The organism is Mesorhizobium sp. M0664 (genome assembly GCF_040320565.1).
Classification (GTDB): domain Bacteria; phylum Pseudomonadota; class Alphaproteobacteria; order Rhizobiales; family Rhizobiaceae; genus Mesorhizobium.
In genome coordinates, this window is sequence record NZ_JAMYPW010000006.1 from 115,167 (window position 1) to 140,923 (window position 25,757).

Consider the following 25,757-nt stretch of genomic DNA (forward strand, 5'->3'; position numbering starts at 1 on the left):
CGTTTTCCGCCAATTTACAGGGGTTGGGTGTAGCGGAGACACATTAAGAAACGGTTGGGTGGGGAGTTCCCTTCGCCCCGTCTCTATACGGGGAGAAGGTGCCGGCAGGCGGATGAGGGGCGGCGCTGGCTTTCGAAAATTTGCCTTGCCCTACCGTTGTTGCAGACGTTCTCAAAATAAAGCTTACTAACGAAGGTAGGGAGTCGCAAAGGTATAGACAAATTTTGCTTTAGGGGACAAAGTTCATTGCCCAATTTTGGATTGTGCGACGTTTTTCTGAAAAAATCAGTTGAGCTCATCCGCTTAGTTCACCCGACTGCCAGATGTCTAGATCGAACAACATTCGCGAAAAAATATTTGGCGGGGAAATGATTGAATTTACGCCGCAACTGCTCCACCTCCATACCCTAGAGTCTCTGTTGACAGATCTGGTTAGTGATCGGGCGGTTGCTATTGACGGTGACGTATTATTTGCGTTGGCCGATAACCGGGCACGCAGCGCTCTACAATGGTACCGGACGCGAGGCGCGGCAAATTGGATAGCCAACGTAAGTGCTGCGCACGCTGAACAATTGGTGGATGCAATTCTCGCTGAGCCGCCAGAAGTGGCGGCAATTCAGGCGCGCGCGGCTAATACCAACAATAGGCGTCTGACGTTGGTAAAGCTCGAAGCTCATAGGTTTGCGGGGCTTCACAAATTTGGAACTCCTGGCGCGCCTCCGCAAAACTATGTTCATGAATTTACAGCGCCGGTGACCCTGTTCGAGGGCCGCAACGGCTCCGGAAAGACCTCGCTAGCAAATGCCATTATTTGGGCTCTAACAGGTGAGATCCTTCGCCCACAGCGCGAGCCAGAAAGGGCGGATGTAGACTTCGATTGCTGGATAGCAAATGCAGATGGAGAGGACGGTGAAACGGCGCACCGGCTCTCCCCAGTTACCCCCATGCCAGATGTTTCTCAATTTCGGCCTGATCAGGGGTGGGTTCCAGCTGACACATGGGTTGAGTTGACCTTTGCTGACGAAGAAGGGGAAATATTGCCCCCTGTCCGCCGCATTCAGAGGCGAACCGCGCGAGGTGTCCTTGAGGAGATTCCGCCGGAGCTAGCTGGCCTCGCCATTGATCCGATAGCCGTGCGGATCGGGACAGTTATGCCAGGCCTTCTCCCACTCATCAAAGTTGGAAGTGAATCCGAACTAGGCCGGGCCGTCGCCGAGTTAACGGGCCTATCGGCGCTGGTAGACCTCGCCGGGCACGCTCTGCGCGCCAAGAACAAGATAAAGGAGTTTATTAAGGCCAAAACTAAGGAACTGGAGGGAATTGATCGGATTTACAGAACTGCGCGGGACGACTTTACTGCGGAGCTAAAGCCCTATCCGGCGCTCGTGCCGCCAAAGGCGATGCCGGAACCTTCTAGTGATGCGACTGCTGAAGAACCCTTGACGAAATCACCGGGTATTTTGAAGCCACAAAGGCGACAGCCTATGAGTCCGTTCGCGATATCCTTGGTGAAGGGTTCGATCCCGTTGACCCCAAACGGAGCGCCGATCTTGAGACTTCGATTGCGCCCGCACTCAACGAAGTAGGTCAGCCCCAACGACTTCCCTCGATGGCAAGGTTGCGGGGTTTTCGCGAACTCTCGTCGGAGCAGCTAAGCACCGCCGAGACCAAAATTGCCGAGATAGTACGTGAGGCAAAGTTACTCGACGCTTTGGCGCGAGATCCATCGTCTGCGGCTCGTTCGCGCCTTTACGCTCATGTGGCTACTTGGATCGAAGAACATCCCGACGCTGTTCGCACTGAAGATCAGTGCGTTGTGTGTGGCGGCTCTCTGGTCGAAGCCCAGGACCCCGTCAGTGGCCGGCTTGTAAAGACGCATATTCACGAGGCTAGCCTGGACGCCTCGCTGATTGCCCAAACCCTAAATCGCTGGTCACAGATCGCTCTAGGTGAACTTAACAGCGTTCTACCCGAAGCATTGCAAGCTGAACTCAAACGCGATCTGCCGACTCATCCCATCGACCTCATACGCAAGGCTCTGGTCGATGAACTTTTCGCTCTTGACGCGTTCGGAGGCGAATTGGTCGCTCTCAAAAGTGAGACGGCCAAAGCCTTTGACGAAGTCGTCAAACAGAGCCCCGACCTCCCTGCCGCTACCCCGATCTCGCTTCCTGCGACTTGTGCGGCCCTCACGGAGGGATTGAAGCGTCTCGACTTGGCATTGCGTTTTGCCCGATGGCGACAAGAAAACGAGGTCTTCGCACGTCAAGTCTTTGAAAACGTCGTTGGTCGTAGGCGCAAAACGGGTGAGCTTCCAGAAAAGGTCACACTCATGGGCAAGCTCTTAGAGCTTGATGTCACTGTGAAAGGCGCGGAGCCAATTACCAAGGCCCTAGCAAAGTGCACTCGTTTGAAAGATGAAATCAAACTTCGGCGTGCTGCCGAAAAACGGATCGCCGAGTACGAAACCGCGGGCACCGCGCTCGTAAATCTTTCAAAGTTAGGCGAGTTGGCGGATCGGCAAGTCGATCAACTGCGTAAGACCCTCCGCACCGAAGCAGCGCTATGGCGGTCGCGAATTTATGTCAGCACGTTCCCCAGCACCGCACACGAGTTGGTCGACGCTTCTATGGGACGGAAGGGCAAACTCGATCTTGTTGTTCGTGCAGGTGGTGTGTCTGCGCCTGCACAGCACGTGACAAATGCGTCGGCGCTGCGGGCTAGTTTGGTTGGTTTCTTCTTTGCCTTTTGGGAGCATGTGCTGAAAACCCGTGGGGGTCTTAAGACCCTTTTGCTCGATGATCCGCAGGAATTGCTCGATGATGAAAATCGGCAACAGCTAGCCAACTCCTTTGGAACCCTTATCGAGCTAGGCGCACAGCTAATTGTTACGTCTTACGATAGGCGCTTTGCCGGCGTGGTTGCCCGGCTGCCGGTTCGTCCCGCTGTGGAACACCTTGCCGTTCATCCGGCTACGCTGAACCAACCTGTAGTTAGAACAACACCCCATCAGGCAGAGATCGAGGCTCGCAAGGAATTGTATGATAGAGACCGAAATGCTGAAGAGCCTGCTCGATCTTATGCGGACGGTTGCAGAGTTTTCTTTGAAGCAGCGTTGGGTGATGTGTTCGATGATCCCGCTCATTTGGTTTGGGCAAAAGCAAATCCCGATCCAACATTGAGAACCTTTGCAGATCGCCTGCGATCTTGCATAAAAGCCGGTCCGCAAGGGATGTTTGCGATGCAGGTGTTTTCAGACTTCATCTCGCACCCAGCGTTGGCCGAAGGCTCGCTCGTGCTGCAATTGATGAACAAAGCGCATCATGGGAATCGTCAGGAAATTCGTCCGGGGGAGGTTGCGCAATGTGCCGATGATCTTGGGCAACTCGTTGTGCTTACCGGGCGAATGTACGAGGAATGCGATTGATGGAAGCGCCGCGCGGCCATTTCACCAACCCCCACTGGGGCAGTTGACGTGCCGCCGGCCTTAGATCCGATGACGCCGCCGTCACTTAACCTGATAGTCTACCCTGATCTTGCGGCATTTACCCAACACTCTCCCGCCATGGGTTCGCAAGAGGCCACAGAACCGTTCGATCCTAAGCTATTGGTTGGAAAGGCTGTATTCTATCTACGTCGCCATAATTTTGGCTTTGCGGCTCCCCAAGGATCTCTAGCAATTGTCGAAGCGCAGCCCGGTCCGGTCCTCGACCGCCGTCTCGTCATCGCGCGTCACGGTCAGTCGATCTTCGCGCGCCGGTTCCTTCGCTCGAAGGGCTCGGACTTTATTGGGTTAACAGCGGAAGTTCCGGATCCTAGCGCAAGAAGTCCTTACACAGTATTTTTTCCTGAAGCAGAAGTTTCCGTCCATCAGGTTGCGGGTGTTTTGTTCGATCACGACATCAAAGTAGATCAAGGGCAGGATGAGGCCGTTCTCGTTGATGCATCTAAAGTTCTGGCTCGCGTTGAGGTCGGGTTTCGCGTTGTAGATGAGAGCGCTGTGCCGCTTGCTCTTCCAAAGCAGATAGTGCTCGGAGGGCCTTCAATCAGTCTTGCCGAAATTGGGCACCATGAGGGAACGTTGGTTGCGCTGGCTCTCGATAGCGGAGCCGGTATATTCAAGCGGATAGGGTCCGCTCTCCCCGGAAATCTCGCTCATCTGCGTCAATTCGAGAGCATAGGCGGTCTTGGTTCATCGGAAGTCCTATCTGTAGGAAAGGCGCAACCTGGCGTCCCACAAGTGCAACACGTGCGCCGAATAATCGGTGTGATCTATAACGGTTGAAGCTGGTGCGTGAGATCCGCTTGGCCAAAAAACCCTCCGGCCAGCCGCCCCCCTCAGGTGGGGAGATTGGCCAACGCCGGTGCTGCCCGTCATCCGCCCGTCGGGCACCTTCTCCCCGTAGAACGGGGAGAAGGAAGAGCCCCGCCTACGTCCCCTTCATCGCATCACATGAAACATTCGGGTTCATGTCGGCGAAGGCGCCGGTCGGGTTGCCCTTCCAGGCCCAGACATGCAGCTCGTAGAACGGACCGAGGCCATAGCGATTGGGCGCGCTGTTGAAGTTGAACAGATGTCCATCGAGCGAGGCCGGGCCTTTCGAGGTGATGTATTCGACCGCGATCAGTTTTAGCGTGCCGTCGGCCATCGGCTCGTACATCACCGCTTCCGGCTTGGCGACATCGACAGCGTCGTCCTTGAGGTAGCCGGGATTGACGTAATGGATGCCCATGGCGCCGCCGGTGATGCCGCTGGCGCAGGGGATTGGCGCGTAGCCCTCAGCGGTCGCCGCCGCCACATTCTCGAAGCGGCTGTTGGCGGCGCGTACCTTGTCGGCCAGCGGATTGCCGTCCTTTGCCTGGGCAGCGGTGGCGGCGATCGACAGGATGGCCAGGGCGGCAAGGCGCCCGGTGCAAAGATTGATGTTCATGTTCTCTCCGGTTGTTTGAGGACGCGCACCGATCGGGTCTGCTCAACGCTGCGGCGTCCGTTGGAACTTTGCGAAACAGGTCGCTCGTCCTGTTTTCATGTCGGCCGCAATGATGCGGCCGGTTGCACGGCTTGTCTCAGCCCGTCCAAACGGCGCGGCGTACTAATAGTCCCACCAATAATATTCCCAGTATTCGCGCCGCTGCTCGCGTTCGGGCAGTCCGATGTCCTGCCTCAGATAATCGTCTTGCGGGGGCAGCCGGCGCCGCCTGCCCAGCAGACGCGAAGGCAGCGCCGCCGCGATCCGCCATAGACGGCCAAGCAGGGAACCGCCGGGGTTTCCCACGACAGGCGCCGGTTCGCCGACCGGCATGCCATCAGGCATGTCGCAATTGCCGCGAATGGCAGTTTGATACTCATCCTTTTGTCCGCCACTTGGGGTTTGCCTGCCATCAACGGTAAAAGTAGGGGTCAAGAACCCGCACCTCCGTGATCTTGTCGACAGGCAGCGAATTCTTCTGGGCGGTGCTGCGGATCGCCTCGGGCGAGGGCGCGTCGTAGATGCAGAAGCTGCGCTTCTTGTCCGGCGACACGTAGGACTGCAGCCAGGTAACGCCCTTTTCGGCATTGCGCATGACGACACCGCCCAGCGCGTCGGCGCCGGCTTCGTTCATCGGCACGTTGAGGCCGTCCGGGAATGTGCGTTCAATCAGATAGCGAGGCATGGAAGCCTTCCTTTCTCCAGTGGGTCACGCCCGGTTTGAGCGCGGCTCGACATTGATCACGCCCGGCAAGAGCGCACATCGGAGCCTTTCCCCATTTTTGGCGGGACGATTCCCTATGTTGGCAGCGTTATGAGCGGGGGATATGTTGGCGGGTCCATCGCGGGTCCGCCTTTTCGGCGAACTCGATCTGCGTGAGCGAATGATGCTTCTGGAACGGCAGAAACAGCTGGAGCGACTCGACGGGCTGCTGGCCGATGCCGGGCGCGGCCGTGGCTGCGTCGCGGTGCTTGCTGGCGAGGCCGGGGCCGGCAAGACCGCGCTTGTCGAGGCCTTCATCGACCGGACTGCGCAAGCCACGCGCATATTCCGCAGCGCCTGCGAGGATCTGTCGATACCCGATCCGCTCGGGCCGCTTTACGATCTGGCGCGGGACGCGCAATGGGCGCTGCCGCAGGCGATCGATCATCGGCAGGGACAGAGGCTGCCGCTGTTTTCGGATGCGCTCGACATCTTCGAGACAAAGGCGCAGCCGACCCTGCTGGTGATCGAGGACTTGCACTGGGCCGATGATGCGACGCTCGATTTCGTCCGCTTTCTCGGCCGGCGCATTGCCAACAGGCATCTCTTGCTGCTGCTGACGGCGCGCACCGATCGCAGCGAGGGACAGATGCGGGTGCGCCGCGCGCTCGGCGAGATACCGGCAGGCAGCGTCGCGCGCATCGACGTGCCGCTGCTCAGCGAGTCGGCGGTGCTGTCGCTGGCCGAGGCGGCGGGGCGTGATGGCGACGCCATCTACCGGGCGACGGCGGGCAACGCCTTTTTCGTCACCGAACTGTTGTGCAGCGGATGCGAGGAAAAAACGGCGCTGCCGGCAAGCGTGCGCGACGCGGTTCTGGCGCGCGCCGAGCGCCTGTCGGCCGGCGCCCGCGCGATGCTCGACGCGGTGTCGGTGTTCCCGCGGCGGGCCGATGCCTGGGCGTTGCGGGGCCTATGCGGCGTCGCCAGCGCCGGCCAGCTTGCCGAATGCGTCGCCAACGGCTTGCTGGAGGATCTGGGCGATGGCTATGCGTTCCGGCACGAGATCGCCCGCCGCGCCATCGAGGCGATGCTGACGACGAGCCACCGGCGGCAGTTCAACCAGCGCGCCCTGGCCGCCCTGCTCGAAAACAGTGAGGTTTCCACCGGCCGCCTGGTGCATCACGCGGTGGAGGCGCACAATCTGCAGGCAGTGCGCGAGCTGGCCCCGGTTGCGGCGCGCGAGGCCTCCCGCGTCGGCGCCCATCGCGATGCGGCCGGCTTCTATGAAGCCGTGTTGCGGCAGGCCGACGGCCTGCCGGTGGAGGAGCGCACGGCGCTCCATGAGAAATATGCCTTCGAGTGCCACCTCATCGGCAAGATCGACGAGGCCATCGCCGCGCAGGACCAGGCGCGCCGGCTGCATCAGGCCCAGGGGAACACGGCGAAGGAAGGGGATTGCCTCAGGTGGCTGTCGCGCCTTGCTTACCTGCTTGGCGACCGCATGGCTGCCGATGCCCTTGGCGAGCAGGCGGTTCAGCTGCTGGAGACCGCGCCGGCCGGGCCGGAGCTCGCCATGGCCTATTCCAACCTCTCGCAACTGGCGATGCTGGCCGAAAGGCTCGACGACACGCTGCGGCTCGGCAACAAGGCGATTGCGCTCGCCGAACAACTGAACCGGCCCGACATCGTCTGCCACGCGCTCAACAATGTCGGCAGCGCCGAGCAGTGGCTGGATCTGGCAAACGGACGGCTGCACCTTGCTCGCAGCCTGGAGATCGCGCTGGAGCAGAATTTTCAGGAACATGCGGCGCGCGCCTTCACCAACAGCGCCTGCAGCGAGATGAACCAGCTCGGCTTCGCTGAGGCGCGGTCGTTCCTCGATCGCGGCATCAACTATTGCGTCGAAAACGATCTCGTCACCTGGCGCGACTATATGCGCGGCGTGCTGGCCCAGTTGCTGCTGCGCCAGGGGCAATGGGAAGAGGCTGCCGGCGAGGCACTCGAGGTGATCGCCAACGACCAGGCGACGATGCTGGTCCGCTATCCCGCCGTGGTCGCCCTGGCAAAGCTGCGGATACGGCGCGGCGACCCGTCCGCCGAGCCGCTTTTTGCCGAAATGACGCAGTTCCTGGACAAGGGATTGGAATTGCAGCGGCTGGCGCCCTATGCGGCGCTGATGGCCGAACGGGCGTGGCTCGGCCAGGCTGACAAGGATGAGGCGCTCGGCCTGATCGCACTGGCTGAGAGCTTGTCGACGACGCGGGCGGGTTTCGGCGAGCTGGCGACGTGGCGGCAGAAGCTGGCGCCGGACATGGATCCAGGCGACACCATCGGCATGGCTGCGCCCTACCGGCTGCTGCTCGCCGGCGACTGGCGGGCGGCGGCAGAACTATGGGCCGAGATAAACGCGCCCTACGAACGCGGGCTTGCGCTGGCGCAGGGTAACGAGACCGCGCAGCGTCTGGCGCTGGAGATTTTCGAAAGCCTCGGCGCCCGGCCCGTCGCCCTTCACCTGCGCGATATCATGCGCCGCAACGGCGTCAACGGCATCGCAAGGGGGCCGCGCCGAACTACGCGCGCCAATCGCGCCGGCCTGACCCAGCGCCAGATGGAGGTGCTGCAACTGATCGAGCGCGGCTTCTCCAACAAGCGGATCGCCGAGCAGCTGACCATCTCGCCGAAGACGGTCGATCACCACGTCTCGGCGGTTCTGGGCAAGCTGGACGCGGTTTCGCGCGGCGAAGCCACCGCCGCGGCGCGCGATTCGGGGTTGATTTGAGAAGCGAATAAATCAAAGGCCGGCGGGACAGCGCCCCCCCTCTGGCCTGCCGGCCATCTCCCCCTCAGGTGGGGAGATCGGCTAGTCGCAAGCGCCGGCGCTGCCCCTCATCCGCCCTTCGGGCACCTTCTCCCCGTGAACGGGGCGAAGGAAAGCAGTGCCTTACGCAAACGCCCCATGACAATGCTTGTATTTTTTCCCTGACCCGCACGGGCAAGCCTCGTTGCGGCCGACCTTGCCCCAGGTCGCCGGGTTCTTCGGGTCACGGTCTTCGGGGGCGACGATGGCGTTGGTCTCCTGGCGGACCAGCACGGCCGTCTCGCCGCCTTCGAAATCGTCCTCGCCGGTGAAGCCGTCGATGTGGCTGCCGAACATGTCGGGGGCCTCGGGCGGCGGCGCTTCCGCCGCCTGGCGGACCAGTTCGACGCGCATCAATTGCGCGGTGACGGCCTGGCGCAGATTGCCCAGCATCGCCTGGAACAGCTCGAACGCTTCGCCCTTGTACTCCTGCAGCGGATCGCGCTGCGCATAGCCGCGGAAGCCGACGACCGAGCGCAGATGGTCGAGATTGACGATGTGCTCGCGCCACAGATGGTCGAGCGTCTGCAGCACCACCGAGCGCTCGACATAGGTCATCACGTCGGGGCCGAAACGCTCGGCGCGCTCCTTGGCGGCGGCCTCGGCTGCCTGGCTGACGCGCTCGCGGATGTCGTCCTCGGCGATGCCCTCTTCCTTGACCCAGTCCTCGACCGGCAAATCGAGGTTGAGGAATTCGGCGATCTCGGCCTTGAGGCCGGCGACGTTCCACTGCTCGGCATAGGCATTTTCGGGAATGTTCTTGGCGACGATCTCCTCGATGACGCCTTCGCGCATCTCGGTGATGGTCTCGGACAGGCCCTCGCCGTCCATCAGCTCGATGCGCTGCTCGAACACCACCTTGCGCTGGTCGTTCGAGACGTCATCGTATTTCAAGAGGTTCTTGCGGATGTCGAAGTTGCGCGCCTCGACCTTCTTCTGCGCCTTTTCCAGCGCCTTGTTGATCCACGGATGGATGATCGCCTCGTCTTCCTTGAGGCCGAGCTTCTGCAGCATGCCGTCCATGCGCTCGGAACCGAAGATGCGCATCAGGTCGTCCTGCAGCGACAGGAAGAATTTCGACCGGCCGGGATCGCCCTGGCGGCCCGAGCGGCCGCGCAACTGGTTGTCGATGCGGCGCGATTCATGGCGTTCGGTGGCCAGCACGTAGAGGCCGCCGGCGGCGAGGGCCTTTTCCTTCAGCCGGGCGATGTCGTCGCGGATTTCCTTTTCCCTGGCCTCGCGCTCGGGGCCGGCTGGCATGTCGCCAAGCTCCTCGGCGATGCGCATGTCGGCATTGCCGCCGAGCTGGATGTCGGTGCCGCGGCCGGCCATGTTGGTGGCAATGGTGATGGCGCCGGGCTTGCCGGCCTGGGCGACGATCGCCGCCTCGCGCTCGTGGTGGCGGGCGTTCAGCACCTCGAAATCCTTAAAACCTTCCTTGCGCAGGCGTTCGGCCAGCTGCTCGGACTTCTCGATGGAAGTCGTGCCGACCAGCGTCGGCTGGCCCTTGGCGCGGGCTTCCTTGATTTCCTTGACGATCGCCTTGTATTTCTCCTCGACCGTCCGGTAGACCTCGTCGTCTTCGTCAATGCGGATGACCGGCAGGTTGGTCGGGATCTCGGTGACGTCGAGATTGTAGATGTTGGCGAATTCCTCGGCCTCGGTCAGCGCCGTGCCGGTCATGCCGGCGAGCTTCTTGTAGAGGCGGAAATAGTTCTGGAAGGTGACCGAGGCGAGCGTCTGGTTCTCCGGCTGGATCGCCACATGCTCCTTGGCTTCGAGCGCCTGGTGGAGGCCTTCCGAATAGCGGCGGCCGGGCATCATGCGGCCGGTGAACTCGTCGATGATGACGATCTCGCCGTTGCGTACGATGTAGTCCTTGTCCCGCTGGAACAGCCGGTGCGCCTTCAGCGCGTTGTTGACGTGGTGGACGATGGCGACGTTCTCGACGTCGTAGAGCGACTCGCCCTTGAGCAGACCCGCATCGCGCAGCATGTTCTCCAGCTTCTCGGTGCCTTCCTCGGTGAAGATCGAGGTCTTCTGCTTCTCGTCGATCTCGTAGTCCTGCGGCTGCAGCTGGATGATGAAGGTGTCGATGGTGTTGTACATTTCCGAACGGTCCTCGAGCGGACCGGAAATGATCAGCGGCGTGCGCGCTTCGTCGACCAGGATGGAATCGACCTCGTCGACGATGGCGTAGCTGTGACCGCGCTGCACCATCTGGGCGCGCTCGTATTTCATGTTGTCGCGCAGATAGTCGAAGCCGAGCTCGTTGTTGGTGGCGTAGGTGACATCGGCGGCGTAGGCGACGCGGCGCTCCTCGTCGGACAGGCCGTGGACGATGACGCCGACCTTAAGGCCGAGGAATTTGTAGACGCGGCCCATCCATTCGGAGTCGCGCGTGGCCAGATAGTCGTTGACGGTGACGACATGGACGCCATTGCCGGCGAGCGCGTTGAGGTAGACCGGCAGCGTCGCCACCAGCGTCTTGCCTTCGCCGGTGCGCATCTCGGCGATGCCGCCATTGTGCAGCACCATGCCGCCGATCAGCTGCACGTCGAACGGCCGCATGCCGAGCACGCGGCGGGCGGCCTCACGCACGGTGGCGAAGGCCGGCACCAGGAGGTCGTCGAGACTGGCGCCGTTGGCGATGTCCTGGCGGAATTTGTCCGTGCGGGCCTGAAGCTCGGCGTCGGAAAGCGCCCGCATCTCGTTTTCCATGGCATTGATCGCCTCGACGCGCGGCCGGGTCGATTTGACCCGACGATCGTTGGAGGAGCCGAAAACCTTACGGGCGAGACCGCCGAGACTGACCATCCAATGGCCCTTTCGATAGCATTCCAAGTCGTTGCGACAGGCGCCGGCTGGCCCCATCAACTCCACGTGAACGCGGACAAACGCAAAAAGCGCCCGGAAAACGGTTCTGGACGCAAAGTCGTTGGACAGATAAGAGGGGGCTCATTCGATGTCAACGCCGCGCTCGCCCTGTCGACCGCGCCAAATTCCGCCACAATCTTGCTGGTCTGGAAGCCATTCCGCTCTAGCTACCCCGCTTTGGAGATAATCGTAATGTCAGTATTGTTCCGCCGCGCGTCGCTCGCCAGCCTTGGTCTGGCATTCGGGCTATCGGCCCTCTCGCTGTCGCCGCTGATGGCACAGGAGGCCGCCCCTGCCCAGCCGGCAGCACCCGCTCCGGCGGCCAAGCCGGTCGATCCGAACGCCGTGGTCGCCACCATCAACGGCCAGACGCTGACCGAGGCAGACCTTGGGCTTGCCGAGGGCGAGCTGTCGCAGCAATTCGCGCAGCTTCCGCCCGAGCAGCGCCGCGCCGCGGCGCTGTCGGCGGCGATCGAAATCCGCGTGATGGCGGCCCAGGCGGTGACCACCGGCCTCGACAAGGATCCCGACTTCCAGCGCCGCATGGCCTTCCTGCAGCAGCGCGCGCTGCATGGCGAAATGGTCGAGAAGGGCGTCGTCGACAAGGTTACCGATGCCGAGGTCCGCGCCCGCTACGACCAGGAAATCGCCAACACGCCGCCCACCAATGAGGTGCACGCCCGTCACATCCTCGTGAAGACGAAGGAAGAGGCAGACGCCATCATCAAGCAGCTCGACGGCGGCGCCGACTTCCAGAAGCTTGCCAACGAGCACACCAGCGATCCGAGCGGCAAGACCAGCGGCGGCGATCTCGGCTGGTTCGGACCTGGCCAGATGGTGCCGGAATTCGACAAGGCCGTGTTTGCGCTGGCGGTCGGCAAATATACCGACCAGCCGGTGCAGTCGCAGTTCGGCTGGCATGTCATCAAGGTCGAGGACAAGCGCACCAAGCAGCCGCCGGCGTTCGACCAGGTCAAGGACCAGGCGCGCCAGGCGGTCATCCGCGACAAGTATTTCGCGCTGGTCAAGTCGCTGCGCGCCAACGCCAAGGTCGACATCCCCGATGCGAACCTGAAGAAGACGGTCGACGCACTGGAAAGCGCCAAATAGGGCTAGACTAGATTGAGCTACGACAGGGCGCGCTGCCGCCCTGTCGCTTCTATTTGGTAGGGCGAGCGATGATGCGTCGACGCCGCCGCCGGACCGCCGTGGCGTCGCCGGCATCGTCAGCGACTATGCCTTTCAAGACATAGCCGACCGCCCTGCGCAGCGTTGCTTCGTCCTCGTCCAGGCGGTTCGTCAGAAGATGCGTCCAGGCGAACGAGGCAATCAGGTCGGCGACGACAGTGGCATCGACGTCGGCTGCCACCTCTCCCCTTGCCTTGGCGCGTTCGACCATCTGGCCGGTGTGGACACGACGCCCTCTTGCGTATTCGGCGAGGGCGGCGGCGGCTTTTTCGTCCGACTGCGCCTCGGCAATCAGCGATCTGAACACGCTACCCGACGACGTGTCGCGCCAATGCGCGAACAAGCTCTTCAGGAAGCCGACGAGATCCTCCGCAAGGTTCCCGGTGTCGGGATTGTCGACGCGCTTTTGCCGTTGATAAACGTCGAGCAGCAGGGCGGCCTTGCTTGGCCACCAGCGATAGATCGTCGGTTTTCCGGCGCGTGCGCGGCGCGCCACCGCCTCGATCGAGAAGCCGGAATAGCCAGCTTCGACCAGTACCGCCTCGGCGGCATCGAGAATGGCATCGGCGCTTTCCGGGCTGCGCCGTGCGCCAGCCGACTTGCGCCCGGGATCGGTGATTTCGCCCATCTTTTCTTCCTTACCCGCGATTTCAGCAGCCATCATATACAACTCTTGACGAAACGGAACGATCCGTTTTATATGTAACGGAACGTTCCGTAACGATAAGGAGAGTTTGATGAACTCGACCGCCGTGACCCGCTTTTCGCGCCTGCGCTTCGCCCTGCTTGTGCTGCTCGGCGTGTATCCGCTGATCACTGCCATTCTGTATGTGGTTTTTCCGCTGACGCAGGAATGGCAAATCTGGCAGCGTACGCTGGTCATCGCGCCGCTGATGGTCTCGATCATGATCTGGGGACTGATTCCGGGCGTGCAGCGGGCGTTTCGCGGGTTCATCAACCCAGCGGTCCGCTGATGTTCATTCCAGCGCTTGCGACGTTTCCGACGCAACGCGCCACGCGCCATCGGCCAGCACGAGTTCCAGCGTCACCCGCGCCTTGCCGGTCAGGCGCTGCGCCGATTTGTCCTTCGGCACATAGTCGTAGCGCATGGCGAAAACCGCATCGGCACGGTCCTTGCCGTGCGGCGTCACCTCAAGGCTGCCGGGCTCGAGACCGAACGACCATGACGCCCATTGCGCGAACCAGTCGGTCTTGACCTTGACGATCGCCTCGCTGTCGTAGCGCGTGCCGTAGATGATGGCCGACGCACCGTAGAGCCGCTTGACGGTTTCGCGCATTCTCTTGGCATCAGGCGCCAGATAGTCCTCGCGCAGAAACTGCTCGATGGCGCTCTTGTCGCCGACGGAGCGTTCGAGCGCAGCCACCTGCGACGCGGGAGCCGGGCTGACAGCCGGTTTCGGTTGCTGGGCAGTGTCTGCGCCCGGAACGAATTCGAAACGCTCGAGCAGCGACCCCTGCTCCCAGGGACGCTGCGCCTCGCGCGTTGCGGAAACGACGTCGCGGCGCACCGCGATCATCATGTCGTTGATGCTCTGTCCGGGCTCGGCCATATGCCGCAAAAGTGCCGCCGCAAAGGGCGAGTTGCGCCCCGTCCCGTCCATTGCGACGGCGCCGGGCGCCGTCGAGAAGGCGATGAACGAGCCGCGTGTCGACTCGAACTGGGCAAGACCGGCGAGAGCCGTCGCCGAGCGCGTCGTGGTGCTGCGGCTGAGACTTCGGGCAAACGGGTTGTTGCGGCAGGCATCGAGGAAGACCAGGCTGACCTTGGTCTGCTGCTCCATGATGTCGAGAACCTCGTCGATCGGCACCGCCTCGAGCTGCAGCTTGACCGGCATGTCCAGCCGGGCGTCGACCGGCACGATGAAGTTGCGCCCGTCGACCTGCAGGCCGTGGCCGGCATAGTAGAACAGCCCGGCACCGGCGCCTTGCAGCGCATCGGAGAATTCGCCGATCTTGCGTTCGAGCTCGCGCTTGCCGAGATCGTTGCCTTCGATCACCTCGAAACCGATGGCGCGCAGCTTGTCGGCGATGTCGAGCGCATCGTTGACGGGATTGGCCAGCGTGCCGGCTTCGGCGTAGCTGCCGTTGCCGACCACAAGCGCCACGCGCCGCGCCGTCTGCGCATCGGCGCGCAGCAGCAGAAAGCCCAGAAACGCCAGTGCCAAGACCACAAGCCTGCCCATGGGGTAGGATCATAGCGCTATCGGTCGCAGCGACGCCAACAAATTTGCAACAGCCTGCTTGCTGCATGAGGCGGTGTCAGGCTTCCGGCACCCGTAATGGCTGTGAAACGCCTTGCGCCGGCGCGTGCTATCGGGCAAACCGGCGTTCATTTCGCGATTTTTCCCGCCCGGGGTCTTCCATGTCCACACAGGTTTCGCCGCTCGCGCCGAAGAAATATGCCAAGATGCCGGTGATCGAGGGCGTGCGCATCGCCACCGCCGAGGCCGGCATAAAATACAAGAACCGCACCGACTTGCTGGCCATGGTGTTCGACGCCGGCACCACCGTCGCCGGCGTGTTCACCAGGTCGAAATGCCCGTCGGCGCCAGTTGATTTCTGCCGGCAGAACCTCGTGGCTGGCAAAGCACGCGTGCTGGTCGTCAATTCCGGCAATGCCAATGCCTTTACCGGCCAGAAAGGCCGCGCCTCGACGGCACTCACGGGCGAGGTGGCGGCGAAAGCGGCCGACTGCACAGCGGGCGAGGTGTTCCTGGCCTCGACTGGCGTGATCGGCGAACCGCTCGACGCCGGCAAGTTCAGCCATCTGCTGGCCGGTCTCGTCAAGGACGGCAAGCCGGAATTGTGGACCGAAGCCGCCAAGGCGATCATGACTACCGACACCTATCCCAAACTGGCGACCGCGACGGTCAAGCTCGGCGATGCCGACGTCACCATCAACGGTATCGCCAAGGGCGCCGGGATGATCGCGCCCGACATGGCGACGATGCTTTCCTTCATCGCCACCGATGCGCCGATCGCAGCACCGGTGCTGCAGGACCTCCTGTCGCGCGGCACGGCCAAGACCTTCAACGCGGTTACCGTCGACAGCGACACCTCGACCAGCGACACGCTGCTGATGTTCGCCACGGGTGCTGCCGCCAGGCGCGGCGCGCCGGCAATTTCCGACCCCAAGGATGCGCGCCTCGGCGCGTTCCGCCGTGCCCTCGGCAAGGTGCTGAAATCGCTGGCACTACAGGTGGTGCGCGACGGCGAGGGCGCCCGCAAGCAGGTCGAGGTCACCGTCACCGGAGCCAAATCGGCCCGCTCGGCCAAGCGCATCGCGCTGTCGATCGCCAATTCGCCGCTGGTCAAGACGGCAGTCGCCGGCGAGGACGCCAATTGGGGCCGCGTCGTCATGGCTGTCGGCAAGGCCGGCGAACCGGCCGACCGCGACCTTCTGTCGATCTGGTTCGGCGACAACCGCCTGGCCTATCAGGGCGAGCGCGACGCCGCCTATTCCGAGGAGGCGACTTCGGCGTATATGAAGCGCGACGAGATCCGCATCCGCGCCGATATCGGCATCGGCCGCGGCAAGGCGACGGTGTGGACCTGCGATCTCACCAAGGAATATGTCGCAATAAACGGCGATTATCGGAGCTGATGGCGTTGGCTTCCAGACATCCGGCAAGCGTGTTGGCGATCGTGCGCCGCTATGAGGCGGCCGGCTTTCGCGCCTGGCCGGCGGCCGCCGTCCATTATGACGGCACCTGGGTGGTGCGGCTGACGGCCGGCCACCCGGCCAAGCGGCTGAACTCGGTCAATCCGCTCGATCCGGGCGACATCCAGCACATTGCCGAGCGCATCGGTCGCGCCAGCCGCCGCTTCGACGCCTATGGCAGGCCGCTGACCTTTCGCATCTCACCGCTGTCGGGGCCTGATCTTTCGAAGTACCTCGACAGCGAAGGCTGGAGTACGTTCGCGGAGTCGCTGGTCATGCGGCTGCCGCTGGCGGACGCCGCGCTCGACGACGCCATGGACCAGATTCCGTTGAAGGACATCAGCCGTTTCATCGGCGCGGCGCTCAAGGTGAGCGGCTCGGATGTGTCGCTGCGGCCGGGCCTGTCGGAGATCATCGGCGCCATCCAGCCGGAGGCCGGGCTGTTTGCGCTGGAGGCCGGCAGCGAACCGCTGGCAACGTTGATCTGCGTGCATGACGGCGACCTTGCCGGCCTGTTCGAGATCGCCACCGACAGGTCGGTGCGCAACCAGGGCCATGGCCGCCATCTCATCCGGTCGGCGCTGAAATGGGCGCGGCTGCGTGGGGCGCGGGAAGCCTGGCTGCAGGTCGAGGCGGACAACGCGCCGGCGCTGGCGCTCTACCGTTCGCTCGGATTCGACGAAGTCTATCGCTATCGCTATCGCCGGCCACCCGGCGCATGAGCGGCTTGGATACGATCGGCAAACGCCTGCTCCTGGTCGCGGCGTGCGCGCTGGTCGACGCCGACGGGCGCGTGCTTTTGGCGCAGCGGCCCGAAGGCAAGCAACTCGCCGGCCTGTGGGAGTTTCCGGGCGGCAAGGTCGAGCCCGGTGAGACGCCGGAACAATGCCTGATCCGCGAATTGTACGAGGAGATCGGCATCGAAACCGACATCCCTTGCCTGGCGCCACTCACCTTCGCCAGCCATTCCTACGATGATTTTCACCTGCTGATGCCGCTGTTCGTCTGCCGTCGGTTCCGCGGCATTGCCCAGCCGAAGGAAGGCCAGGTGCTGAAATGGGTGCGGCCGCGCCAGATGCGCGATTTTCCAATGCCGCCGGCCGATGCCCCGCTGATCCAGTTCCTCATCGATCTGCTGTAGCCGCCGACCTGCCGTAAATCGGGCAGCGCCGCAACGCGCCGGCAGCAGCGTTAATGAAAGATTTATCTGACCGTGAAAAATTGACGCTAGGCGGTTTCGCCGATTCCACCGCTGGGGAGCGATTTGCATGAGCCTTGAAAAGGACTGGGACTCGCCTTGGCCCGACCGCCTTCCTGGCGCCGCCAATGCCGGCATGGGAATATTGCGCATCGCTCTCTTGTTCGGCTCGGCCGCGGTGGCTCTGGCCTTGATCGCGACGCCCTACCTCGACAGCCGGACCCGCTCGCAGTTTGCCCGCGACGGGCTGGATATGATGAGCACCGGCTCGATCGGCCAGCGCGACAGCTATACGCTACGCAAGAGCGTGCTGCAGCCGCTGCCCAGTTCGGTCTGCGTTATACGGGCCGATGGCAGAAGCAGCGGCGACTGCTGACTCCTCAACAGATCTCTAGGATTCGGCTGTTTCCTAGAATGCAGCTGGTTCACCGCGCGTTAAGCCTGTCGCATTAACCTTTCTTAACGGGTCGGCGCTAGGTTCGGGCAAGAGGGATAGGCGCCCATGAAAATGTTGCTGCAACGATTTTTAGAAGACGAGAGGGGTGCGACGGCTATCGAATATGGTTTGATCGTCGCCGTGCTGTCGCTTGCCATTGTCGCTGGTATTGGCCAGGCTGCCGGCGCCATCCAGTGGTTGTTCAGCGACAACAGCAGCAAGCTTGCCAACGCTTTTGCACAGTGACCTGCTTAGCTTTTGCGTGGGATACGCTTAGCTTTTGCGCAAGGATGCGCTCAGGGGCCGCCGGGGTTTTCCAGGATTGTCTTCAGCGATATTTTTGCGGAGCCCGGCTTCAGCGGCTTTTGCTGAGAGGCATCGGGCGCCCAGCCTGACATCCAGACCACCGAGAAACTCGCCCTGACGCGGCCATCGGCATCCGAAAACCGCTCCGCATAGATTTCGGCGGCGCGCGCGAACAGCGCTCGCGTGCCCGGCCGCCTGCTGCGGTCGACAAGCGCGCTGGTCTCGCCCATGGCGCGCAGATCGGCGACCAGGCCAAATAGCGAATCGTAGCGCACCGTGATCGTCTCGACGTCGGCAACTGGCAGTGCCAGGCCGGCGCGCTGCAGCAGCGCGCCGGCGTCGCGGACGTCGGTGAACGGGATCACACGCGGGCTGGCGCCGCCATAGAGCTCGGTCTCGGCGGCAAGCAGGCTTTCGCGCAGTTCGGAGAGTGTGCCTGTGCCGGCGAAGGCGCCGAGGAAAAGCCCGTCCGGCTTCAGCGCCCGGCGGACCTGCACCAGCATGCCGGGAATGTCGTTCATCGCCTGCAGCGACAGCAGCGAGACTGCGAGGTCGAGGCTTTCCGGCTCGAATGGCACGGTTTCCAACGGCGCCAACAGTCCTGGCTGGCCACCCAGGAAAGCGGCGTCGGCCTCGACGCGCACGTTTTCCGTCACCTTGCCGCTTTCGGCGAGCACCTCTGCTGCTGCCGGCGTCTGGCAAAACAATGAGGCCGCCTTGCCGAACCTGCGTTCGACGGCGCCGAGCCGGTCGGCAAGATCCTCGGCCGCCCGCCGCATGAGGAAATCCGCGCCGGCGATGGGACGGGCCAGTGCCCGGCGCTTGCGCGCCAGCCAGAGCGAGGTGTCGATTACAGGCTGCAATGGGCAGGTCCTTGTGCTTCGCTCTCTGATATAGTGATGCGGAGGACCAACCACGTGGCCGATCCCATGCCAGAGATCAAGCGTATTGCGATCAAGAGCATTGCCCGCAAGGCATTGGGCTGGCCAGCGCGCCTCTTGTTCCCGCCGGTCTGTGCCGGCTGCCGCCGCCATGTCTCGCAGCCCGGCGTGTTGTGCGGTGCCTGCTGGCCGAAACTCAGGTTGCTGGAACGGCCATGGTGCCCGGTGATGGGCACGCCGTTCACCCACAATATGGGTGAAGGGTTCCTTTCGGCGGAGGCGATAGCCGACCCGCCGCCGTTCGAGCGCGCGCGGGCGGCGGTTGCCTATTCCGGCGTTGCCCGCCAGATGGTGCAAGGGCTGAAATACCAGGACCGCACCGATCTGGCGCCGTGGATGGCGCGCTGGATGCTTCGCGCCGGTGCCGAACTCATCGCCGAGGCCGACGTGGTCGTGCCGGTGCCGCTGCACTGGCGGCGTTTCTTCCGACGGCAGTTCAACCAGTCGGCGGAACTGGCGCGGGCGGTGGCGCAGCTCGGGGAGCGGCCTTTCGCGCCATCAGCCATCAAGCGCATCAAACTCACGCGCCAGCAAGTCGGGCTGGAGCGGCGGGAACGCGAGGAAAATGTTCGCGCCGCATTCAAAGTGCCTGATGAGGCGGAGATCGAAATCGCCGGCCGCCGGGTGCTGTTGATCGACGATGTCTACACCACCGGCGCCACCGTCCGCGCGGTCGCCAGGGCATTGAAGAAGGGCGGTGCCGGCGCGGTCGACGTACTGACCTTCGCGCGTGTGCTGCCGGGGGACTTTCGGGCCGACGAATCGGCGCCTATATAGCCTAGATGACAGCGGAACGAGGCAGGGTTGCTGACCGATGGTCGATGTGACGATCTACACGCGGATGATGTGCGGCTATTGCACCGCGGCCAAGCGGCTGCTCGACAGGAAGGGTGTCGCCTATACCGAGCACGACGCCTCCTTCTCGCCGGAACTGCGCCGGGAAATGATTTCCCGGGCCCACGGCCGTTCCACCTTTCCGCAGATATTCATCGGCGACACGCATGTCGGCGGCTCCGACGATCTCCACGAATTGGAGGCGGAAGGACGGCTGGACAGATTGCTCGCCAACGGCTCGACCAGATAAGGACATGACGATGGGTGCTTTCAAGGCGGCGGCGATCCAGATGCGTTCGGGAACCAGCCCGGAGCGCAATGCGGTCGATCTGGAACGGCTGGTGCGCGAGGCGGCAGGCCTTGGCGCGAGCTACATCCAGACCCCGGAAATGACCGGCGCGTTGATCCGCGACAGCCAGGCGCGGGCCGCTTCCTTCACCTCCGAAGACAAGGACGTCATCGTCTCGATTTCGCGGAAGCTGGCCAAGGAGCTCGGCATCTTCCTGCATATCGGCTCGACCGCCATTCTGCGCGCCGACGGCAAGCTTGCCAACCGCGCCCTTCTGTTCGGGCCGGACGGTGCCACCATTGCCACCTACGACAAGATCCACATGTTCGACGTCGATCTCGACAATGGCGAGAGCTGGCGCGAATCCGCCGCCTATGAGCCTGGCACCGAGGCTGTCGTCACCGAAATCGAGGGCGCGAAGCTGGGCTTTGCCGTCTGCTACGATCTGCGCTTTCCGCAACTGTTCCGTGCCGAGGCGCTGGCCGGCGCCGATCTGCTTTCGGTGCCCGCCGCCTTCACCCGCCAGACCGGCGAAGCGCACTGGCATGTGCTGCTGAGGGCGCGCGCCATCGAGAACGGCGCCTATGTGGTCGCCGCCGCGCAAGGCGGAGTGCACGAGGACGGCCGCGAAACCTATGGCCATTCGCTGATCGTCGATCCCTGGGGCCGCATTATCGCCGAGGCGGCGCATGAGGAGCCGGCAGTGATCGTCGCCGAGATCGACCCGGCGGAGTCAGTCGCCGCGCGCAAGAAGATACCGAATCTCAAGAACGCACGCGATTTTGCGGTAAACGCCGGTTCGGCGGAGGCAATGCCGCTCAGGGGTGCCGCCTCTTGATCCGCTTTTCCCTGATCTGCGAACACGAGCACGAATTCGAGGCCTGGTTCCGCAGCAACGACGATTTCGACACCCAGAAGAAGCGCGGCTTCGTCGACTGCCCGGCCTGCGGCTCGCACAAGGTCGACAAGGCGCTGATGGCGCCTGCCGTCTCCACCGGGCGCAAGCGCGAAAGCATCGCGCTGGCCATGGGCGAGGCGCAGAAGCAGGCGCTGGTGCAGCTCAAGGCCATGGCCGACAAGGTGCGCGAGAATGCCGACTATGTCGGCGACAAATTCGCCGAGGAAGCGCGCAAGATCCATTTCGGCGAAAGCGATCCGCGCGGTATCTATGGCGAGGCGACGCTGGACGAGGCCAAGAGCCTCGCCGAAGACGGTGTCGAGTTCATGCCTATTCCAAGCTTCCCCGACGACCGCAACTGAGGAAAGTCTTGCCCCATCCGGAGAAGACTGAAAAGCGGCGTGGTTCAGAGGTAGTGATCCGTGTTTTCAGCTGGTTGGCTATAAAGTCGATCGACAAGAGGACGATCGATGGGTTGCCAGTTTTCTATAATGGCGAGAGCGGCGGGAAAGATGCAGATAAGGTTGCCGCCGCGCTGCGGTTGATTCAGAAATTTGACCCTGTTCGATACAGCCGTCTGGTCCGCGATCTCAAACGGATCTGGATTACAATCAATCCAGGTGCCGCTGCGCAATTTGTGAAATCGACTTCGACTTGCGAGCTCGATCGGCGATTTGTTCTAGGCGAGCACACGCTGAGCGACCAGATCGCCAGCGCGATAGTGCATGAGGCGACGCATGCGCGTCTCCATCAGCGAGGCATTGGCTATGAGGAGGAATTGCGCTACCGGGTGGAGTGGGTTTGCATGAGACGTGAACTGGCTTTTGCGGCGAAACTGCCGGACGGGGCGAGTATTCGTCAATGGGTCGAAGCTCGACAAACGGAACCCTCGGATTTTTCCAATGTAGCGATGAATGGTCGGCAAATTGATAGCGCGCGTGATGCCTTGCTCCATCTCAATGCTCCAGGTTGGCTGGCAGACTTGATCGTCTTTTTCGCCCGGCGGCGATATCAGAGGCGTATCAGGCGACAAGAAGCTGAAGCGCATTTCGACAAGCGAAAATGATGCTCCGTTTCGCTTGTGGGATTCGCTTCCGCCCAGAGCGGCGATGCCGCCCCCTGCACAAGCGTCCGCAATTTCAGGCCGAGCAGCAAGGATGGGGCTCGCGGGCAACCGTTTCGCTGCTTCTTTCATGCCCACTGCCTGACGGGCTTGCTTCACTTGACGGAGTTGCTTCCGCATAGGCTGCAAACTGGCGTTCAAGCGCCTTGACTGCACTGCTGCGCCAGCCCTCCGCCAGGGATTCCGACATGGGATCGGGGAAGATTTCCTCTTCGCCGTTCTCCACGCCGTCCAGGATCGCTCGTGCGACAGACTCCGGAGAGGCTTTCGCGATGTCCAGGCCCCGTGTCATGTCCGTGTCCACCGGGCCGGGAAGGACCCTGTGGACGCTGACACCCCGTCCGGCCAAAAGGGTGCGCAACGACTGCGACAGCGAAAACGAGGCCGCCTTCGAGATGGAGTAAGCCGGACTGAACGGCACGGCGGCAATCGAGGCCAGCGACAGAATGTTGACGATGGCTCCCCGCGACCGGGCGAGCAACGGCAGCAGAGCCTGGGTAACGTCGTACGAGCCGAAGAGGTTTACGGCGAGCTGTTGTTCGAGCACACGACGGTCGCTGAGGTCATCGATGGGCGATACGCCGGCGTTGTTGATGAGGATATCGAGAGCATCGATCTTCTCGACGGCCTCCCGGATCTGCGCAGCGTTGGTCACATCCATGGTCAGGGGCGTCACACGCCGGTCCGGATGAGCCATCGGTTTGCGGGTTGCGGCATAGACGCGCTTTACGCCTCTGCTCAGGGCTTCCTCGACCAGTGCCCGACCGATGCCCCGATTGGCTCCAGTCACCAGGATGGTTGTACCTTCGATCTTCATTGCGTCTCTCCTAATGCTTATCGTTGTGTTCGAGCGTTGGCGCGCCGCAACTCAGGTTGGCTACAGTCGCCGTTGTCGATACGACTGGTTGGTGAGATGGACTTAGCGCCGGATGTCGAAGCCATGGGAGTGACAAGTGTGACGGGATTCCGATGGACTCGCTGATCACCGCCGCGGCGCATGCGCTTGCGGCGGGCGATCCGCTCGGCGCCTTGAAGCGGGTTGCGCTGCGCGACGATGCGCCGGCACTGGCGTTGCGCGGTATCGCGATGGCGCAGCTTGGCGACCTGGTTCGGGCGAAGGTTCTTCTCAAGAGGGCGGCGCGCGCATTCAGCCCGAGGGAGGCCGTGGCCCGCGCGCGGTGTATCGTCGCCGAGGCCGAGATCGCGCTCGTCTCGCGCGACCTTACCTGGCCGGCCAAGGCACTCGACGCCGCACGGGCGACGCTTGAAAAGCATGGCGACCGTGTCAACGCCGCGCATGCGCGCAACCTCGACGTTCGGCGCCTGCTGCTGATCGGCCATCTCGACGAAGCCGAGCGCAGGCTGGACGGCTTCGATCCCTCGCCGCTGCCGCCGGCATCGCGGGCCGCCCACGAGCTGGCTGTCGCCGGCATCGCCATCCGCCGCTTGCGGACCGGTCCTGCGCGCGCCGCGCTCGGGCTGGCGGCGCGGGCGGCGCGCGCGGCGGGCATCCCCGCGCTGATCGCGGAGGTGGAGAGCGCATCGCTGGTGCTGGACACGCCGGCCGCGCGCCGTGTCGCGCGTGGCGGGGAACGGCCCCTCCTGCTCGATGAAGTCGAAGCGCTCCTGGCGTCGGGGGCGCTCGTGGTGGATGCATGCCGCAATGTCGTGCGTGTCGCAGACACCGTCGTCTCGCTGGCGACCCGCCCGGTGCTGTTCGCGCTGGCCCGCGCGCTGGCCGAAGCCTGGCCGGGGGACGTGGCAAGAGCGACGCTCATTGCGCGCGCTTTCCGCGGAAAGGACGCGGACGAATCACATCGCGCACGATTGCGCGTCGAAGTCGGGCGGCTTCGCGCGGAGCTTCGGAGCTTGGCGGATGTGAGCGCGACGAAGCGGGGCTTTGCGCTGGCCCCGCGCCGCGCAGGTGAGGTCGTCGTGCTGGCGCCACCCGTCGAAGAAGAGCATGCCGCCGTGCTCGCCTTCCTCGCGGACGGCGAGTCTTGGTCGAGTTCGGCCCTGGCGATTGCGCTTGGAGCCAGTTCGCGTACCGTGCAGCGAGCGCTCGAGCAGCTCGCCCAGGCCGGCAAGGTGCAGTCGTTCGGCCGCGGACGGGCGCGTCGCTGGATGACCCCGCCGCTGACGGGTTTCCCGACAATCTTGTTACTCCCCGGCCCACTGCCGGGCTACTAGGATGGAATTATGGAACGATCCGCAGCCGAAATCCTTCGAGAATATGGACCCTTTCCGGGTGTCGACCACGTGGACGGCGTTACCTTCGACGGTGAGCATGTCTGGTTTGCCTCAGGCGACAGATTGAACGCCTTCGATCCGGCGAGCGGCAAAGTGGTGCGCTCGATCGACGTCGCGGCACACGCCGGAACGGCCTTCGACGGCCAGCACCTCTATCAGATCGCCGAGGATCGCATCCAGAAGATCGATCCGAAGAATGGCCAGGTCCTGGCGACGATCCCGGCGCCCGGCAATGGCGGTGATTCCGGGCTCGCCTGGGCCGAAGGAACACTCTGGGTCGGCCAGCATCGGGGCCGAAAGATTCATCAGGTCGATCCCGAGACAGGGGCAATCCTTCGCACCATCGTTTCCAACCGCGTCGTCACCGGCGTCAGCTGGGTCGACGGCGAGCTGTGGCATGGCACCTGGGAGGGTGAGGAGAGCGATGTCAGACGGATCGATCCTGAAACGGGAAAGGTCCTTGAGAAGCTCGATATGCCGCCGGGAACAGGCGTGTCGGGGCTCGAATCCGATGGCGGCGACCAGTTTTTCTGTGGCGGCGGAAACAGCGGCAAGATCAGAGCTGTTCGCCGGCCCAAACGAGGCTCGGCGACCAGGATTTAAGCTTTCCACCCTCTCGGCCGGCCCTCTTGGCCGCCCTGGGTTAGCCTAGGCTCGCTATCAGTTTTTCGAGCAGGCGAGCCAGCATGATCTGCTCCGGGCGTATCAGGCCGGAAAGTATCTGGTGCTCGTTGGCGACGTGAGCGGTAACCGCCTCGTCAATCAACGCCAGACCCTTTTTAGTCAGCTGCACGACAATGCCGCGGCGATCGTCGGGGTGCGGCCCGCGCTTGATCAGGCCGGATTTCTCGAGCCGATCGAGGCGGTTGGTCATCGCGCCCGACGTTACCATCGTCGCCTCGTAGAGAGCCGTCGGCGTCAGCGCGTATGGCGGCCCGGAACGACGCAGCGTCGCCAGCACATCGAATTCTCCGGATTGCAGCCCGTAACTTGCAAACAGCGGCGCCAGCCGCTCTCGTGCGATCAGCGAGGCGGCCTCGTTCAACCGTCCGAGCACGGCCATCGGCGAGACATCGAGATCCGGCCGTTCCTTTTTCCATTGCCCGATCGCTTTTGCTGCGCGATCCATGTCTCTCACCGTTATGTATCTTGACGTGAAGAATCTTTACCTTATCTTACCTCAGCTTGCGATATTGGCCAAGTGC

Annotated in this window: 27 protein-coding genes; 18 read left to right on the plus strand and 9 right to left on the minus strand. The window is 63.0% G+C overall.

Translation table 11 applies throughout. The features are described from left to right. The first annotated feature begins 323 nt into the window (after nt 1–323). Genes NKI39_RS10510 through NKI39_RS10520 form a run of 3 tightly spaced genes read left to right on the plus strand, consistent with a single transcriptional unit; the run spans nt 324 to nt 4,285 of the window. Nucleotides 324–1,586: an ATP-binding protein gene (locus NKI39_RS10510; RefSeq protein ID WP_352831699.1), complete on the plus strand. Its 1,263-nt coding sequence runs from the start codon at nt 324–326 to the stop codon at nt 1,584–1,586. Nucleotides 1,587–1,609: 23 nt separating this feature from the next. Continuing rightward, entirely contained in the window at nt 1,610–3,427 is a 1,818-nt protein-coding gene (locus NKI39_RS10515; RefSeq protein ID WP_352831701.1) for a hypothetical protein, read from the plus strand. 48 nt (nt 3,428–3,475) lie between these two features. Beyond that, nucleotides 3,476–4,285 (plus strand): hypothetical protein, encoded by an 810-nt coding sequence (locus NKI39_RS10520; RefSeq protein WP_352831703.1) that lies wholly within the window; start codon nt 3,476–3,478, stop codon nt 4,283–4,285. A gap of 145 nt (nt 4,286–4,430) precedes the next feature. Here NKI39_RS10520 and NKI39_RS10525 read toward each other — a convergent pair whose 3' ends face one another. The 3 genes from NKI39_RS10525 to NKI39_RS10535 form a co-directional block, all read right to left on the minus strand. Next, on the minus strand, nt 4,431–4,931 hold the full coding sequence (locus NKI39_RS10525; RefSeq protein ID WP_352831704.1) for a hypothetical protein: 501 nt from the start codon (nt 4,929–4,931) through the stop codon (nt 4,431–4,433). A gap of 162 nt (nt 4,932–5,093) precedes the next feature. Next, nucleotides 5,094–5,315, minus strand: a complete 222-nt coding sequence (locus NKI39_RS10530) for a hypothetical protein (RefSeq protein WP_352683007.1) — start codon at nt 5,313–5,315, stop codon at nt 5,094–5,096. Nucleotides 5,316–5,382: 67 nt separating this feature from the next. Continuing rightward, entirely contained in the window at nt 5,383–5,655 is a 273-nt protein-coding gene (locus NKI39_RS10535) for a DUF4242 domain-containing protein (RefSeq protein ID WP_023677971.1), read from the minus strand. Nucleotides 5,656–5,797: 142 nt separating this feature from the next. On the opposite strand from NKI39_RS10535, the gene NKI39_RS10540 reads away from it, so the two are divergent. Beyond that, entirely contained in the window at nt 5,798–8,452 is a 2,655-nt protein-coding gene (locus NKI39_RS10540) for a helix-turn-helix transcriptional regulator (protein WP_352831706.1), read from the plus strand. Between the two features lie 162 nt (nt 8,453–8,614). Here the strand turns inward: NKI39_RS10540 and secA are convergent, their stop codons facing one another. Continuing rightward, nucleotides 8,615–11,347, minus strand: a complete 2,733-nt coding sequence (gene secA, locus NKI39_RS10545; RefSeq protein ID WP_352617241.1) for a preprotein translocase subunit SecA — start codon at nt 11,345–11,347, stop codon at nt 8,615–8,617. A gap of 252 nt (nt 11,348–11,599) precedes the next feature. Here secA and NKI39_RS10550 point away from each other — a divergent pair, with 252 nt between their 5' ends. Beyond that, nucleotides 11,600–12,517 (plus strand): peptidylprolyl isomerase, encoded by a 918-nt coding sequence (locus tag NKI39_RS10550; protein ID WP_352456658.1) that lies wholly within the window; start codon nt 11,600–11,602, stop codon nt 12,515–12,517. 49 nt (nt 12,518–12,566) lie between these two features. Here the strand turns inward: NKI39_RS10550 and NKI39_RS10555 are convergent, their stop codons facing one another. After that, complete coding sequence (locus NKI39_RS10555) at nt 12,567–13,223, minus strand: TetR/AcrR family transcriptional regulator (protein ID WP_352821662.1); 657 nt, start codon at nt 13,221–13,223, stop codon at nt 12,567–12,569. Nucleotides 13,224–13,332: 109 nt separating this feature from the next. On the opposite strand from NKI39_RS10555, the gene NKI39_RS10560 reads away from it, so the two are divergent. Continuing rightward, entirely contained in the window at nt 13,333–13,569 is a 237-nt protein-coding gene (locus NKI39_RS10560) for a putative antibiotic biosynthesis monooxygenase (RefSeq protein WP_352471336.1), read from the plus strand. Between the two features lie 3 nt (nt 13,570–13,572). Here the strand turns inward: NKI39_RS10560 and NKI39_RS10565 are convergent, their stop codons facing one another. Then, nucleotides 13,573–14,799 carry a caspase family protein gene (locus NKI39_RS10565; RefSeq protein WP_352831707.1) on the minus strand — a complete coding sequence of 409 codons (1,227 nt, stop codon included), beginning with the start codon at nt 14,797–14,799 and terminating at the stop codon, nt 13,573–13,575. 179 nt (nt 14,800–14,978) lie between these two features. On the opposite strand from NKI39_RS10565, the gene argJ reads away from it, so the two are divergent. The 5 genes from argJ (at nt 14,979) to NKI39_RS10590 (ending at nt 18,157) form a co-directional block, all read left to right on the plus strand. Continuing rightward, a complete protein-coding gene (argJ, locus tag NKI39_RS10570; RefSeq protein WP_352831709.1) occupies nt 14,979–16,220 on the plus strand; it encodes a bifunctional glutamate N-acetyltransferase/amino-acid acetyltransferase ArgJ in 1,242 nt (413 codons plus the stop codon). Further along, nucleotides 16,220–16,999: a GNAT family N-acetyltransferase gene (locus NKI39_RS10575; RefSeq protein WP_352471332.1), complete on the plus strand. Its 780-nt coding sequence runs from the start codon at nt 16,220–16,222 to the stop codon at nt 16,997–16,999. Before argJ ends, NKI39_RS10575 begins: the two co-directional genes overlap by 1 nt. Then, a complete protein-coding gene (locus tag NKI39_RS10580; protein WP_023677979.1) occupies nt 16,996–17,418 on the plus strand; it encodes a (deoxy)nucleoside triphosphate pyrophosphohydrolase in 423 nt (140 codons plus the stop codon). Before NKI39_RS10575 ends, NKI39_RS10580 begins: the two co-directional genes overlap by 4 nt. A 127-nt stretch (nt 17,419–17,545) precedes the next feature. Then, nucleotides 17,546–17,851, plus strand: coding sequence for a hypothetical protein (locus NKI39_RS10585; protein WP_352831711.1), 306 nt, complete (start codon nt 17,546–17,548; stop codon nt 17,849–17,851). Between the two features lie 126 nt (nt 17,852–17,977). Then, entirely contained in the window at nt 17,978–18,157 is a 180-nt protein-coding gene (locus NKI39_RS10590; protein WP_023677981.1) for a Flp family type IVb pilin, read from the plus strand. Between the two features lie 50 nt (nt 18,158–18,207). On the opposite strand, the gene NKI39_RS10595 is transcribed toward NKI39_RS10590, so the two are convergent. After that, nucleotides 18,208–19,080 carry a methyltransferase domain-containing protein gene (locus NKI39_RS10595; RefSeq protein WP_352577157.1) on the minus strand — a complete coding sequence of 291 codons (873 nt, stop codon included), beginning with the start codon at nt 19,078–19,080 and terminating at the stop codon, nt 18,208–18,210. 54 nt (nt 19,081–19,134) lie between these two features. Between NKI39_RS10595 and NKI39_RS10600 the strand changes: the two genes are divergently transcribed. Genes NKI39_RS10600 through NKI39_RS10620 form a run of 5 tightly spaced genes read left to right on the plus strand, consistent with a single transcriptional unit; the run spans nt 19,135 to nt 22,245 of the window. Continuing rightward, nucleotides 19,135–19,935, plus strand: coding sequence for a ComF family protein (locus tag NKI39_RS10600; RefSeq protein ID WP_352831713.1), 801 nt, complete (start codon nt 19,135–19,137; stop codon nt 19,933–19,935). 37 nt (nt 19,936–19,972) lie between these two features. Beyond that, nucleotides 19,973–20,242, plus strand: a complete 270-nt coding sequence (gene grxC, locus NKI39_RS10605) for a glutaredoxin 3 (RefSeq protein WP_352577153.1) — start codon at nt 19,973–19,975, stop codon at nt 20,240–20,242. Nucleotides 20,243–20,252: 10 nt separating this feature from the next. Then, nucleotides 20,253–21,119: a carbon-nitrogen hydrolase family protein gene (locus NKI39_RS10610; RefSeq protein ID WP_352831715.1), complete on the plus strand. Its 867-nt coding sequence runs from the start codon at nt 20,253–20,255 to the stop codon at nt 21,117–21,119. Continuing rightward, entirely contained in the window at nt 21,116–21,541 is a 426-nt protein-coding gene (locus NKI39_RS10615; protein WP_352743859.1) for a DUF1178 family protein, read from the plus strand. Before NKI39_RS10610 ends, NKI39_RS10615 begins: the two co-directional genes overlap by 4 nt. A gap of 8 nt (nt 21,542–21,549) precedes the next feature. Then, nucleotides 21,550–22,245, plus strand: coding sequence for a hypothetical protein (locus NKI39_RS10620; protein WP_352816584.1), 696 nt, complete (start codon nt 21,550–21,552; stop codon nt 22,243–22,245). A gap of 73 nt (nt 22,246–22,318) precedes the next feature. On the opposite strand, the gene NKI39_RS10625 is transcribed toward NKI39_RS10620, so the two are convergent. Beyond that, entirely contained in the window at nt 22,319–23,119 is an 801-nt protein-coding gene (locus NKI39_RS10625) for an SDR family NAD(P)-dependent oxidoreductase (protein ID WP_352831717.1), read from the minus strand. Nucleotides 23,120–23,271: 152 nt separating this feature from the next. Here NKI39_RS10625 and NKI39_RS10630 point away from each other — a divergent pair, with 152 nt between their 5' ends. After that, nucleotides 23,272–24,492 (plus strand): winged helix-turn-helix domain-containing protein, encoded by a 1,221-nt coding sequence (locus NKI39_RS10630; protein WP_352831719.1) that lies wholly within the window; start codon nt 23,272–23,274, stop codon nt 24,490–24,492. 9 nt (nt 24,493–24,501) lie between these two features. Then, complete coding sequence (locus NKI39_RS10635) at nt 24,502–25,155, plus strand: Vgb family protein (RefSeq protein ID WP_352471321.1); 654 nt, start codon at nt 24,502–24,504, stop codon at nt 25,153–25,155. 40 nt (nt 25,156–25,195) lie between these two features. On the opposite strand, the gene NKI39_RS10640 is transcribed toward NKI39_RS10635, so the two are convergent. Further along, nucleotides 25,196–25,681 carry a MarR family winged helix-turn-helix transcriptional regulator gene (locus NKI39_RS10640; RefSeq protein WP_352633862.1) on the minus strand — a complete coding sequence of 162 codons (486 nt, stop codon included), beginning with the start codon at nt 25,679–25,681 and terminating at the stop codon, nt 25,196–25,198. Between the last annotated feature and the right edge of the window lie 76 nt (nt 25,682–25,757).

Excerpts from the sequence above, each read along its gene's own strand:
- NKI39_RS10575 (WP_352471332.1), top strand. The coding sequence starts at position 16,220 with ATGGCGTTGGCTTCCAGACATCCGGCAAGCGTGTTGGCGATCGTGCGC.
- NKI39_RS10530 (WP_352683007.1), bottom strand. The coding sequence starts at position 5,315 with ATGCCTGATGGCATGCCGGTCGGCGAACCGGCGCCTGTCGTGGGAAAC.
- NKI39_RS10555 (WP_352821662.1), bottom strand. The coding sequence starts at position 13,223 with ATGGGCGAAATCACCGATCCCGGGCGCAAGTCGGCTGGCGCACGGCGC.
- NKI39_RS10610 (WP_352831715.1), top strand. The coding sequence starts at position 20,253 with ATGGGTGCTTTCAAGGCGGCGGCGATCCAGATGCGTTCGGGAACCAGC.
- NKI39_RS10585 (WP_352831711.1), top strand. The coding sequence starts at position 17,546 with ATGAGCCTTGAAAAGGACTGGGACTCGCCTTGGCCCGACCGCCTTCCT.
- argJ (WP_352831709.1), top strand. The coding sequence starts at position 14,979 with ATGTCCACACAGGTTTCGCCGCTCGCGCCGAAGAAATATGCCAAGATG.
- secA (WP_352617241.1), bottom strand. The coding sequence starts at position 11,347 with ATGGTCAGTCTCGGCGGTCTCGCCCGTAAGGTTTTCGGCTCCTCCAAC.
- NKI39_RS10630 (WP_352831719.1), top strand. The coding sequence starts at position 23,272 with ATGGACTCGCTGATCACCGCCGCGGCGCATGCGCTTGCGGCGGGCGAT.
- NKI39_RS10525 (WP_352831704.1), bottom strand. The coding sequence starts at position 4,931 with ATGAACATCAATCTTTGCACCGGGCGCCTTGCCGCCCTGGCCATCCTG.
- NKI39_RS10560 (WP_352471336.1), top strand. The coding sequence starts at position 13,333 with ATGAACTCGACCGCCGTGACCCGCTTTTCGCGCCTGCGCTTCGCCCTG.
- NKI39_RS10515 (WP_352831701.1), top strand. The coding sequence starts at position 1,610 with ATGGCAAGGTTGCGGGGTTTTCGCGAACTCTCGTCGGAGCAGCTAAGC.
- grxC (WP_352577153.1), top strand. The coding sequence starts at position 19,973 with ATGGTCGATGTGACGATCTACACGCGGATGATGTGCGGCTATTGCACC.
- NKI39_RS10565 (WP_352831707.1), bottom strand. The coding sequence starts at position 14,799 with ATGGGCAGGCTTGTGGTCTTGGCACTGGCGTTTCTGGGCTTTCTGCTG.
- NKI39_RS10535 (WP_023677971.1), bottom strand. The coding sequence starts at position 5,655 with ATGCCTCGCTATCTGATTGAACGCACATTCCCGGACGGCCTCAACGTG.
- NKI39_RS10550 (WP_352456658.1), top strand. The coding sequence starts at position 11,600 with ATGTCAGTATTGTTCCGCCGCGCGTCGCTCGCCAGCCTTGGTCTGGCA.
- NKI39_RS10640 (WP_352633862.1), bottom strand. The coding sequence starts at position 25,681 with ATGGATCGCGCAGCAAAAGCGATCGGGCAATGGAAAAAGGAACGGCCG.
- NKI39_RS10510 (WP_352831699.1), top strand. The coding sequence starts at position 324 with ATGTCTAGATCGAACAACATTCGCGAAAAAATATTTGGCGGGGAAATG.
- NKI39_RS10540 (WP_352831706.1), top strand. The coding sequence starts at position 5,798 with ATGTTGGCGGGTCCATCGCGGGTCCGCCTTTTCGGCGAACTCGATCTG.
- NKI39_RS10635 (WP_352471321.1), top strand. The coding sequence starts at position 24,502 with ATGGAACGATCCGCAGCCGAAATCCTTCGAGAATATGGACCCTTTCCG.
- NKI39_RS10625 (WP_352831717.1), bottom strand. The coding sequence starts at position 23,119 with ATGAAGATCGAAGGTACAACCATCCTGGTGACTGGAGCCAATCGGGGC.
- NKI39_RS10580 (WP_023677979.1), top strand. The coding sequence starts at position 16,996 with ATGAGCGGCTTGGATACGATCGGCAAACGCCTGCTCCTGGTCGCGGCG.
- NKI39_RS10590 (WP_023677981.1), top strand. The coding sequence starts at position 17,978 with ATGAAAATGTTGCTGCAACGATTTTTAGAAGACGAGAGGGGTGCGACG.